Origin of the sequence: Klenkia marina (assembly GCF_900101025.1) — a bacterium.
GTDB classification, from domain to species: Bacteria; Actinomycetota; Actinomycetes; order Mycobacteriales; family Geodermatophilaceae; genus Klenkia; species Klenkia marina.
Window position 1 is genome coordinate 1 of sequence record NZ_FMUH01000005.1, and the last position, 11,136, is coordinate 11,136.

10 protein-coding genes and 1 rRNA gene are annotated in these 11,136 nt (G+C 76.4%); 8 read left to right on the forward strand and 3 right to left on the reverse strand.

Annotated features, from left to right (window positions below; all coding sequences use genetic code 11):
* Nucleotides 1-160: 160 nt before the first annotated feature.
* From rrf to BLP29_RS14395, 3 genes are all read left to right on the forward strand, one after another.
* A 5S ribosomal RNA gene (gene rrf / locus BLP29_RS14375) occupies nucleotides 161-277 on the forward strand.
* Between the two features lie 1,316 nt (nucleotides 278-1,593).
* A complete protein-coding gene (locus BLP29_RS14390; protein WP_092805703.1) occupies nucleotides 1,594-2,736 on the forward strand; it encodes a tetratricopeptide repeat protein in 1,143 nt (380 codons plus the stop codon).
* 85 nt (nucleotides 2,737-2,821) lie between these two features.
* Entirely contained in the window at nucleotides 2,822-3,199 is a 378-nt protein-coding gene (locus BLP29_RS14395; protein WP_092805705.1) for a single-stranded DNA-binding protein, read from the forward strand.
* Between the two features lie 5 nt (nucleotides 3,200-3,204).
* Here the strand turns inward: BLP29_RS14395 and BLP29_RS14400 are convergent, their stop codons facing one another.
* Nucleotides 3,205-4,464, reverse strand: coding sequence for a DUF1015 family protein (locus tag BLP29_RS14400; protein WP_092805707.1), 1,260 nt, complete (start codon nucleotides 4,462-4,464; stop codon nucleotides 3,205-3,207).
* A gap of 75 nt (nucleotides 4,465-4,539) precedes the next feature.
* Here BLP29_RS14400 and BLP29_RS14405 point away from each other — a divergent pair, with 75 nt between their 5' ends.
* Nucleotides 4,540-5,634 (forward strand): HAD-IIA family hydrolase, encoded by a 1,095-nt coding sequence (locus BLP29_RS14405; protein WP_092805709.1) that lies wholly within the window; start codon nucleotides 4,540-4,542, stop codon nucleotides 5,632-5,634.
* A gap of 15 nt (nucleotides 5,635-5,649) precedes the next feature.
* On the opposite strand, the gene BLP29_RS14410 is transcribed toward BLP29_RS14405, so the two are convergent.
* Entirely contained in the window at nucleotides 5,650-5,988 is a 339-nt protein-coding gene (locus BLP29_RS14410; RefSeq protein WP_092805711.1) for an SCP2 sterol-binding domain-containing protein, read from the reverse strand.
* A gap of 159 nt (nucleotides 5,989-6,147) precedes the next feature.
* Here BLP29_RS14410 and BLP29_RS14415 point away from each other — a divergent pair, with 159 nt between their 5' ends.
* The 4 genes from BLP29_RS14415 to recN are packed head-to-tail and all read left to right on the forward strand — an operon-like array spanning nucleotide 6,148 to nucleotide 10,090.
* On the forward strand, nucleotides 6,148-6,414 hold the full coding sequence (locus BLP29_RS14415; RefSeq protein WP_092805714.1) for a hypothetical protein: 267 nt from the start codon (nucleotides 6,148-6,150) through the stop codon (nucleotides 6,412-6,414).
* 58 nt (nucleotides 6,415-6,472) lie between these two features.
* Complete coding sequence (locus BLP29_RS14420; protein WP_092805716.1) at nucleotides 6,473-7,270, forward strand: TlyA family RNA methyltransferase; 798 nt, start codon at nucleotides 6,473-6,475, stop codon at nucleotides 7,268-7,270.
* Nucleotides 7,267-8,307 (forward strand): NAD kinase, encoded by a 1,041-nt coding sequence (locus BLP29_RS14425; RefSeq protein WP_207798508.1) that lies wholly within the window; start codon nucleotides 7,267-7,269, stop codon nucleotides 8,305-8,307. The genes BLP29_RS14420 and BLP29_RS14425 overlap by 4 nt, the downstream gene beginning before the upstream one ends.
* Nucleotides 8,294-10,090, forward strand: a complete 1,797-nt coding sequence (gene recN / locus BLP29_RS14430) for a DNA repair protein RecN (RefSeq protein ID WP_207798509.1) — start codon at nucleotides 8,294-8,296, stop codon at nucleotides 10,088-10,090. Before BLP29_RS14425 ends, recN begins: the two co-directional genes overlap by 14 nt.
* Nucleotides 10,091-10,132: 42 nt before the next feature.
* Here the strand turns inward: recN and BLP29_RS14435 are convergent, their stop codons facing one another.
* Entirely contained in the window at nucleotides 10,133-11,110 is a 978-nt protein-coding gene (locus tag BLP29_RS14435; RefSeq protein WP_092805718.1) for a TetR/AcrR family transcriptional regulator, read from the reverse strand.
* Nucleotides 11,111-11,136 lie beyond the last annotated feature (26 nt).

The window sequence follows — 11,136 nt, forward strand, 5'->3', positions numbered from 1 at the left end:
ACTTGACCACAACAAACAAAAATCGTTCGACCTCACGGGTTGAACCAACTTGTCTCGCGTCCACTGTGCGGTTCTGAAAGCACGAACACACCCGTGTGTTCACACCGCCCCCACCCACCCGCTGACCCGGGTGAACCGGGGGAGGAAACTTTCACAGCGTTACGGCGGTCATGGCGAGAGGGAAACGCCCGGTCTCATTCCGAACCCGGAAGCTAAGCCTCTCAGCGCCGATGGTACTGCCCGGGGGACTGGGTGGGAGAGTAGGACGCCGCCGGACACACTTTCCGACAAGGGGGTCACAGCACACGCTGTGACCCCCTTGTTGTGCTTTCCGGCCCCTTTTGGTGTCGTGGAGCCTGACTGCGCACCGCGGCGCTCGCCCGGTGGTGGAACCGACCAGCAACGAGGTACGACGACGCGATGACTGCACCCCGACGAGGCAACGGCGGCTCCGACAGAGGTGGGCGAGGCCGGCCACCCGCTGGTGGTCGCGGCGGTCGTCCCTCCGGTGATCACCGGGGCGTGGCCGGCCAGGGGCGTCCTCGCCCCCAGGGCGGTCAGTCGTCACGTGACGACCGTGACGGTTCCGGGCGCCCTCGCTCGGAGGGCGCCGGTGGTCAGGGTCGGCCCTCCTCCTGGCAGGACCGTCGTCCTGGCCAGGGCGGGTACTCCCGCGGCGCCGGGGGGCAGCGTCCCGATGCGCGCAGCGACCGCCCGGGCGACGGTGCCCGCGCCGGTGGTCGTGGGTCGGCCGGGGGTTGGCAGGAGCGTCGGCCCGGCGGCCCGGCGCGGACCGACCGCCCCTCGACGGGTGGCGCGGACGAGCGCCCGGGTGCACGTGAGCGCGCGCGACTGAGCGGCGAGTGGCGTCCACGCTACGGCGCCGGGAGCACCCCGCGGTCTGCGGAGGGTGGTCGGGGTGGTCGCACGGGTGGCGACGACCGGCGTCCGGCATCGCAGGACCGGCGTCCGGCCCAGGGCGACCGTCCGCAGCGGGATGACCGCCCGACGTGGCAGGACCGCCGCCCCGCTGGTGGCGACCGGCCGCAGCGGGAGGATCGCCGTCCGGCCGGCGGCGGGGACCGCTCCGAGCGCAGTGGTGCACGCCCCGCGTGGCAGGACCGTCGTCCGGCTGGAGGAGACCGTCCCCAGCGCGGGGGTGGGGACCGGCCGGCGTGGCAGGACCGTCGTCCGGCTCAGGGCGACCGTCCGCAGCGGGATGACCGCCCGGCGTGGCGGGACCGCCGCCCCGCTGGTGGCGACCGGCCGCAGCGGGATGACCGCCGTCCGGCTCGCGGTGGGGACGCCCCCCAGCGCGGGGGCGAGGACCGGCCGGCGTGGCAGGACCGTCGTCCGGCTCAGTCGGACCGGCCCGAGCGCAGTGGTGCACGCCCCGCGTGGCAGGACCGTCGTCCGGCCCAGGGAGAGCGTCCCCAGCGCGGGGGCGGGGAACGGCCGGCGTGGCAGGACCGTCGTCCGGCAGCCGACGACCGCCCGCAGGGGGGCGACCGTCGGCCCGCGCGGTCCGGTGAGCGTCCTGACCGTGGTGGGGCCCGTCCGCAGCGGGATGACCGCCGCGACGACCGCGGGTTCGTGGAGCAGCGGCGGGCGTCCGGGCCGCCGATCCCCGAGTGGGCCGACCCCCGGGAGCTCGACGGGTCCGTCCGGCGTGCCCTGAAGGGGTTGGAGAGCCGCAACGCCACGGTCGTCGGCCAGCACCTCGCCGCTGCCGGTGGCTTGCTCGACGAGGACCCGCAGGCCGCGTTGACCCATGCCCAGGCGGCCCGCGAGCGCGCCTCGCGGATCGCCGTCGTGCGCGAGGCGGTCGGTGTGGCGGCGTACCACGCCGGGGACTTCACCGAAGCAGCTCGTGAGCTCCGGGCCTACCGGCGGATGAGCGGGGACGAGTCCTACCGTGCGGTCCTCGCCGACTGCGAGCGGGCGCTGGGCCGACCCGACGTGGCGCTCCGTCTGGTGGCGGAGGCCCTGACCGAGGACCCCGACACCGACGAGGTCGTCGAGCTGCGGCTGGTCGAGGCCGGCGCCCGGCAGGACCTCGGTGAGGTCGCCGCCGCCGCGCTGGTGCTGGAGGCCGCGCTCGGTGGCCGACCGACCCCTGAGCAACTCGCACCGGGCGACCTGGGTCAGCTGCGACTGGCCACGGCCTACGCCGACCTGCTGGAGTCCCGCGGCGACGAGCAGCAGGCGCAGGCCTGGTTCGAGGCGATCATGGCCGCGGACCCTGCGGACGAGACCGGCGTGGCCGCCCGCTTCGACGACGTCGAGTACGACGACGAACTCGACGATGAATCCGACGGCGGTTCCGAGGACGTCGACGCGGAGCACGTCGATGCGGAGGACGACGGTGCGGAGGGCGGCTCCCACGCCGGCGACGCACACGGGTCCGCCGCGGACGACGGCTCCCGTGCCGAGGACCCGGCAGCCGCCGACGGTGACGTCGAGCCGGACACGGAGGCGTCCGTCGACCAGGACGTCGACCAGGACGTCGAGCTGCCGGAGACGACCGTCGGGGCCGACTACGACCCCGACGAGCAGGATCTCGAGGACGAGGTCGCCGAACTGCTGGGCGAGATCCCGGCACCCGGGTTCTCCGACACCCCCGCCGCGCAGCCGCCGGTGCAGACGCAGCCGCGCCCGATGCCGGCGGACACGGCAGGTCTGTTCAGCGCGCCGGAGGACGGGCCGTCGGGGGAGCACACACCCCCGACGAACTGACCTCGCCGTCCACAACCGCCAGGGCCCGTCCACAGTTCTCGGACGGGCCCTGGCGGCCGTCGGTGGGGCGCACGACGCTGCCGGCATGACGTCCCCGACCCGACCGACCACCCGCTCCGGCGCCCACGGCACCGACCGCAACGACGTCGTCCTCCGGGGCAGACTGGCCGCGCCCGCGGTGGTCCGGGAGCTGCCCAGTGGCGACACCCTGCTGGTCTTCAAGCTGACCGTCCGGCGACCGGCTCCGCGCCCGCGGGAACCCGGGCACGACACCATCACCTGCGTCAGCTCGGCGGCGGGTCCGGTGCGCCGGGCCGCCTCCTGGCACCCCGGCGACCTGCTCGAGGTGCAGGGTTCGCTGCGGCGCCGCTACTGGCGCAGCCCCACCGGTGGTGCCGTGGTGCACGAGGTGGAGTGCCGCCGGGCCCGACGGTGCCGGCCGACGGGCCCGGCGCCGTCGTGAGGTCGTCAGTGCGGGCGGAGGACCAGACCGGTACGCGGCTTCGGCACGAACAGCGTGGACTTGCGCGGCATCCGGGCGCCGTCGCGGGCCACCGCGGCCACGTCGGCCGGCGTCGACGGGTGCAGCAGCAGCGCGACCCCGCTCGAACGGCGTGCCAGGCGCAGCGCCTCGTCGACGTCGTGGGCCACCAGCACCGAGGCCGGGTCGTCCGGGCGGCCCCAGCAGCCGGCGATCAACCCGTGGTGGGCCAGGACGACGTCCAGGGCCCGCCAGCTGGGTGGCGCATCCGGGGGTACCCGGTCGCGGACCGAGGGGGTCGGCTCCGACAGCAGCACCGCGCGGCTCCCGTCGGTGACCACGAAGCGTCCGGGGCCGGGGGACCACGAGTCCGAGCCGTCCGGGACGGGCACCTCCGCCGGCGCCACGACGAATCCTGCGGCTGCGGCGCGTGCCGCCGTGGGCAGGTCGAGGCCGGGGACGACCCGGTGGATCGCGCGGACCCGCAGGCCACCCGGTCCCATCGGGGTCAGCAGGGCCAGCACCCGTCCCGGACCGCCCGCGGCCAGGGCCCGGGCTGCGGCGAACCGGTGGTGCCCGTCGGCGATGACAGACGCGACCTGGGCGAATCCATCGGCCAACCGCGCCAGGGTGGCCGGGTCGGTCACCCGCCGCAGCTCGTGCACCACCCCGTCGTCGTCGGCGACGCGCATGTCCGGAACGACCGTCAGCACCAAGGCGGTCTCGCGCTCGACGGCCGCGGAGGGGTCGTGGGCCAGCACGATCGGCTCCAGGTCGGTGCGCGTCGCGGCCAGCAGCTCGCGTCGGCCGGCCACCGCCCCCGGGTGCACGTCCTCGTGGGGGAGCACGGCCCGCGACCCGTCGGGGGGCAGCTCGACCGCGCCCAGCCACCCGACGGTCGGCACCCCGTCCGGGGCGACCATGGCGTAGCACCACAGGGCGGGTTCCCGGTCGCGGACGAGCACACCGTCGTCCAGCCACTGCTGCAGCGTCCCGGCCGCCCGCTCGGCCGACTGCCGGTCGCACGGACCACCAGCCTGCCCGGCCGCGTCGTCCGGGCCCGGGAGGATCAGCCGCACCACGTTGTGCGGGTCCGCGGCTGCCAGTCGCGCGCGGCCCGCGGAGGTCACCAGGTCGTAGGCCGGCGAGCTCACCCTGGTCAAGTGGTCGGCGTCGACGGCGGCGTAGGTCAGCGCACGGAAGGGGTGCACCACCAGCGCATCGCCGGCCGTGCTGCTCGGGGGCATCCCGCGATCGTAGGAGGGGAGGGGTGGCCGACTCCCGGGGGCGCTGACGGTCCCCGGCCGTGGTCCCATCTCGGGGTGACCGCCGACGTCCCCCCGCCCTCGCTCGCCCACGGCTCGGCCCAGCCCCCGAGCCGTGTCCACGACGTCGCCCTCCTCGACCTCGACGGGGTCCTGTACGTCGGTCCCGACGCCGTGCCCGGGGCCGCCGCCGCACTCGAGCAGGCCCGCGGGGCCGGCATGCGGCTCGGGTTCGTGACCAACAACGCCGCTCGCACCCCGCAGGAGGTCGCGGCGCACCTGAGCGAGCTCGGCATGGCCGCCGACCCCGACGACGTCATCACCAGCTCCCAGGCCGCCGCCACCGTGGTGGTCGACCTCGTCGGGCGAGGTGCGGGCGTGCTGCCCGTCGGTGGGCCGGGCGTGGCGTCCGCCCTCACCGAGGCCGGGCTGCGCGTGGTGCACCGGGCCGAGGACGACCCGGTCGCCGTCGTGCAGGGCTACGGGCGCGACGTCGGCTGGACCCAGCTGGCCGAGGCGGTGGTCGCCGTCCGCGGGGGCGCTCGGCACGTCGCCACGAACACCGACGCCACCATCCCGTCCCCGCGCGGCGTGCTGCCCGGCAACGGTGCCCTGGTGGGCGTCGTCGCCGCGGTGACCGGTCAGCAACCCCTGGTCGCCGGCAAGCCGGCCCCCGCCATGCACCGCGAGTGCGTCCGGCGCACCGGGGCGCAGCGCCCCGTCGTGGTCGGCGACCGGCTGGACACCGACGTCGAGGGTGGCCGCCGGGTCGGCGTCCCGACGCTGCTCGTGCTCTCCGGCGTGACCACCCCCGGCACCCTGCTGGCCGCCGGGCCAGAAGCCCGCCCCGACCTGGTCGCGCACGACGTGGCAGGCCTGTGCCATGCCCACCCCGCCGTCGAGCCGGACGCCGACGGGTGGCGCTGCGGGGCGTGGACGGCGACCGTCGACGACGACGCCGTACTGCTCTCCGCCGGGGACGGTCCGCCCGCCGACGACCTCGCCGACGACCTCGACGGCCTGCGGGCGCTGTGCGTGGCGCACTGGGCCGCCCACCCCGACGAGTCCGCAGCCGCGACCGTCAGGGCCGCAGAGGGTGCCGCCCCCGCCGTGGCCGAGGCACTGGCCCGGTGGGGCCTGGACGGGAGCTGAGGTGGTGAGCCGGGCTCAGAGCAGGGCGCGCAGGCGGAGCATGTCCCGCAGCCCGGCCTCCAGCTTGACCCGGCCCGAGGCCCACGCCGACCCGAAGGACAGCTCACCGGAGGTGACCGCGAGCAGGTCGTCGCTGGTGGTGATGATCCGGATGTCGGCCCTGGGCACCGACGGCCCGGCGGGCACGGCCTCCATGCCCTGCGCGGTGCCGTTCACCAGCCGTCCCTGCACGACCTGCTCGAGGTCGGTGAGCCGGCAGGACACGGTGCGGTCGAGCCCGCTGAGGGCCGGGCGGGCCGCCAGGTCGCCGACGAAGCCCTCCAGGGCGGTCATGCACTGCTCGAGCGTGGCCACAGCCGGGTGCCTCCATCGTGCGTCGGTCCCGCTCCACGACGGGGTCGCGGGCACGCTACCGCGCCCCCCGGCCCGACCCGCGCCGTCGGCGGTGGCCGGTAACCTGCTGGGTGCCCCCGAGGTCGGCTCGGGCGGCCGCCGGCACGAGGGGGGACAGGCATGACCACCCCCTCCGGTGCGCCCCGACCCGGTTCCTGGCTGGCGCCCGCCCCGGCGTCGGGAGACCCCGAGGCACGTGCCGAGCAGGGGCCGGCAGACCCGCACGCCACGGCGGACCCGCACGCCACGGCGAGCCTCGACGACGCCACCGGCCACGACGACCTGGCAGCCCACCTGGCCCAGCTGCCGGTGACCGACCACGCCGACGTGCTGGAGGCCGAGCACGACCGCCTGCACCGCCTGCTCGCCACGATCGACCAGCTGTGAGCGTCCTGCACCGAGCGGTCCAGAACCGAGCGGCCCGGCACCGGCGGGGTCTGCGCTGATGGCCCGCCGAGCGCGGCTGGACGCCGAGCTGGTCCGTCGCAGCCTGGCCCGCTCCCGCGAGCACGCCCAGGCCCTCATCGCCGAGGGCCGGGTGACCGTGGCCGGCCAGACCGCCACCAAGCCCGCCACCGGGGTCGAAGCCGGCACCCCCGTCGTCGTGCGCGAGGACGCCGACGGCCCCTCCTGGGTGTCCCGCGGTGCCCACAAGCTGATCGGCGCCCTCGACGCCTTCGGGGTCGACGTCGCCGGCCGGCGCGTGCTCGATGCCGGTGCGTCCACCGGGGGCTTCACCGAGGTCTGCCTCCGACGTGGGGCGCGCCAGGTCGTCGCGGTCGACGTCGGCTACGGCGAGCTGGCGTGGTCGCTGCGCACCGACGACCGCGTCGACGTGCACGAGCGCACCAACGTGCGGTCCCTCGAGCCCGAGCAGATCGGCGGCCCGGTCGACCTCGTCGTCGCCGACCTGTCCTTCATCGGCCTGCGGCTGGTGCTCCCGGCCCTGTTGGCCTGCACCCACCCCGCCGGCGAGCTGCTGCCGATGGTCAAGCCGCAGTTCGAGGTCGGCCGCGAACGCCTGGGCGCCGGTGGCGTGGTGCGCGACAAGGAGCACCGGGCCGACGCGGTCACCGCCGTCGCCGAGGCCGCCCACGCCCTGGGGTGGGGGACCGCAGGCGTGGTCGCCAGCCCGCTGCCTGGCCCGTCGGGCAACGTCGAGTTCTTCCTCCACCTGCGCCGCGCCGCGCCCGCGCCCGACCCCGTGGCCATCACCCGAGCAGTCCAGGAAGGCCCCACGTGACCTCGACCCAGCCCAGCGAGAGCTCCGCCTGCACCCCGGCCGACGGGGTGCGCCGGGTGCTGCTGGCCGTGCACACCGGACGGGCCGACATCATCGACCTGGCCCGCGCCTCGGCGACCCGGCTGGCCCAGGCCGGCCTGGTGGTCCGGGTGCTCGACGACGAGGCCGAGGACCTGGGCATCCCGGGCGCCGAGGTCGTGGCCTTCGGGCCCGAGGCCGCCGACGGGGCCGAGGTGGTCATCGTCATGGGCGGGGACGGCACGTTCCTGCGGGCCGCCGAGCTGGCCCGGGCCACCGATGCCGCGCTGACCGGAGTGAACCTCGGCAAGGTCGGGTTCCTCGCCGAGACCGAGCCCGAGACGGTCGAGGAGACCCTGTCGGCCATCGAGCAGTGCGAGTACTCGGTGGAGGAGCGCCTGACGCTCGCCGTCGACGTGTTCGACGCCGGCGGCACGCGCGTCGGTGGCACCTGGGCGCTCAACGAGGCCTCGGTGGAGAAGGTCGAGCGCTCCCGGGTGCTCGACGTGGTGCTGTCCATCGACGGCCGGCCGCTGACCAGCTTCGGGTGCGACGGCGTCCTGGCCGCCACCCCCACGGGGTCCACCGCCTACGCGTTCAGCGCGGGCGGGCCGGTGGTGTGGCCCGACGTCGAGGCGATCCTGGTGGTGCCCACCAACGCCCACGCCCTGTTCGCCCGGCCACTGGTCACCTCGCCCGAGTCGGTGCTCACCGTCGCCGTCCCGGCCGACGGGACCCGCGCCCGGGTGTCGGCCGACGGGCGGCGCACGGTCGAGATCCCGCCCGGCGGCCGGGTCGACGTGCGGCGGTCGGGCCGGCCCGTGCGGATCGCCCGGGTGCACCCGCGCAGCTTCGGCGACCGGCTGGTGGCCAAGTTCGGTCTCCCGGTGCGCGGGTTCCGCGACGTCCGCGGTCACGTCGGACCCGGGCAGGAGCTGACCCGCAGCCGCAACGTGCTGCTGCGCGACGACACCGCCGACGGCGCACCGGGGAGCGAGGTGCCCGGTGCCCAGGCGTGAGCGCACGGCCGACCCGGCGCCGGCCCCGGCGGGACCGCCGCGCAACGGTGCCCTGACCGAGCTGCACATCAAGGGTCTCGGCGCCATCCACGACGTGACCCTCGACCTCGACCCGGGGTTGACGGTCGTCACCGGGGAGACCGGTGCGGGCAAGACGATGGTCGTCACCGGCCTCAGCCTGCTGTTCGGCGGTCGCGCCGACCCCGGCCGCGTCCGGGCCGCCGGCCGGGCCGGTGTGGAGGGTCGCCTGGCGCTCCCGGCCGACTCGCCGGTGTGGGTGCGGGCCGCCGACGCCGGTGCCGAGCCCGACGAGGACGGCAGCCTCATCCTCGCCCGCACCGTCAGCGCCGAGGGCCGGTCGCGGGCGCACCTGGGCGGGCGCAGCGTGCCGGTGGGTGTGGTCGCCGAGCTCTCCGAGGACCTCCTCGCCCTGCACGGCCAGACCGACCAGCTGCGGCTCACCCGCCCGGCCGAGCAGCGCCGGGCGCTGGACCGGTACGCCGGTGCGGCCCACCTCGCCACGGTCGAGCAGCACCGCCGGGCGCACGCCCGCTGGCGTCAGCTGGCCGAGGACCTCGAGCGCCGGCGCACCCAGACCCGCGAGCTGGCCCAGACGGCCGAGGTGCTGCGCCGGGGTCTCGAGGAGATCGCCGCCGTCGCGCCGCAGCCCGACGAGGACGCCCAGCTCGACGCCCAGGCTGCCCGCCTGGGCGACGCCGACGCCCTGCGCGCCGCCGCCGACGAGGCACGCCTGGCCCTCGTGGGCGACACCACCGGCGACCTGGGTGCCGGTGACGACGTGCCGCAGGACGCCGTCACCGCCCTGGCCGCCGGCCAGCGCGCCCTGGCCGCCGCCGGCGACCCCGACCTGCGGGCCCTCGCCACCCGGTTGGCCGACATCGGGGCCGTCGTCGCCGACGTCGGCGTCGAGCTGGCCGGGTACGTCGCCGACCTGGACGCCGACCCCGCCCGGCTCGCCGAGGTGCTCGACCGGCGTGCGGTGATCACCGCCCTGGTGCGCAGCTACGCCGACCCCTCGAGCGGGGTGGCCGGGGTGCTGGCCTGGGCGCAGGACGCCGAGGACCGGCTCGGGCGCCTCGACGTGTCCGACGAGGCCCTCGAGAAGCTCACGGCCGAGCGCGACGCGGCCCGGGCCGAGCTGCGCGCCCTCTCCGACCAGGTCACCGCTGGGCGCACCGCGGCCGCCGAGGGCTTCGCCGCCGACGTGGGCCGTGAGCTGGCCGGCCTGGCCATGGCTGCGGCCCAGGTGTCGTTCTCCGTCGAGACCGACCCCGAGCACCCCGGCCCCGAGGGCGCCGACGAGGTGGCGCTGTTGCTGGCCGCGCACCCCGGCGCACCGGCCCGCCCGGTGCACAAGGGGGCCTCCGGCGGTGAGCTCTCCCGCGTGATGCTGGCCATCGAGGTCGTGTTCGCCGGCGCCGACCCGGTGCCGGTGATGGTCTTCGACGAGGTCGACGCCGGTGTCGGCGGTCAGGCGGCGGGCGAGATCGGTCGCCGGTTGGCGCGGCTGGCCCGCGAGCACCAGGTCGTCGTCGTGACGCACCTCGCCCAGGTGGCTGCCTTCGCCGACAACCACCTCGTCGTCGACAAGTCGGCCGACACCTCTGCGGGCGTCACCGCCACCGACATCCGGGCGGTCACCGGGGAGGACCGGGTGCGCGAGCTGGCCCGCATGCTCTCCGGGCTCGCCGACTCCGACACCGGCCAGGCCCACGCACGAGAACTCCTCGAGACCGCCAGGCACGGTGCTGGAACGGCCTGATCGCAGGGCCCCGCGACGCGCGCAGCGTGTCGTGGGGGGCGATCAGGTCCTTCTCTTGGAGTAGCTGGCCAGGCCGAACTGGAGGAGCGCCAGGCCGCGCTCGCCGCTGGCCCGCAGCTCGCCGCTGAGGTCCTCGGGCGGGCCGGCGACGGCGAGCACGCGGTCGCGGGCCAGCTCCAGCAGCGACTGGTAGAGCCCCAGCACCGCGTGCGCGGCCAACCACGGTTCGAGCTCACCCGGGGTGGCCCGGGTCTCGAGCGTGATCTGCTCCGCCAGGGCGTCGGTGAGCTGGCCGAGGATCTCCCGCTCGCGCACCTGCAACGTGCGGGAGCCGCGGACGACCCGGGCCATCTCGGCGACGGCCGGGGCAGCGGCGGGGTCCCCGAGCCTGCTGCAGGCGGCCACGATGAACGTGCCGGCGGCGGCCGCGACCGACTCGCCGGCCGGTCGGCGGCGCACCGCGTCGAGCAGGGCTGCCTGCATGGGCGGGTCGGCCTCGAAGACCAGGCCCTCCTTGACCGGGAAGTGGTTGAAGACGGTCTTCTCCACGACGCCGGCACGCTGGGCGATCTCCAGCACGCTCACGTGGTCGAAGCCGCGCTCGGCGAAGAGGGCGGCCGCGGCGTCCACGATGGCCTCACGGGTGCGCTGTCGCCGCACCTCACGGAGGTTGACGCCTTTCCTGGCCCGGCTGCGCGGCGCCCGCGCCGCGGTGGCCGGGGGGTGCACCGGGCCTGGGGTGTCCGTCACGACGGGGACCGGGCTGGGCTCCGGTGCCCGCACGGCAGGGACCTCGGCCCCGGGGGCCTCGGCGGTGGGGGCCTCCTCGGAGGGGAGGTCGGCGAGGACCTGCTCGACCTCGTCGGGGGAGGCGGCGCGCGCCTGTGCCCGCGCCTGCTCGGCGACCACGTCCTCGGCGCGCGGGGCGCCGTCGGGTGCAGTGGCTGCACCGACCTGCTCCTGGGTGGGGTCGGTCCGGACAGTCGCTGCAGCTCGCCCTGCCCGGGCCCCACCAGTCACCCGAGCCACGCTAGAGGCCCGACGTC

Bases quoted from the DNA above. Each gene is read 5' to 3' on its own strand.
- BLP29_RS14415 (WP_092805714.1), top strand. From the start codon at position 6,148: ATGACCACCCCCTCCGGTGCGCCCCGACCCGGTTCCTGGCTGGCGCCC.
- BLP29_RS14400 (WP_092805707.1), bottom strand. From the start codon at position 4,464: ATGCCCCCGAGCAGCACGGCCGGCGATGCGCTGGTGGTGCACCCCTTC.
- BLP29_RS14420 (WP_092805716.1), top strand. From the start codon at position 6,473: ATGGCCCGCCGAGCGCGGCTGGACGCCGAGCTGGTCCGTCGCAGCCTG.
- BLP29_RS14395 (WP_092805705.1), top strand. From the start codon at position 2,822: ATGACGTCCCCGACCCGACCGACCACCCGCTCCGGCGCCCACGGCACC.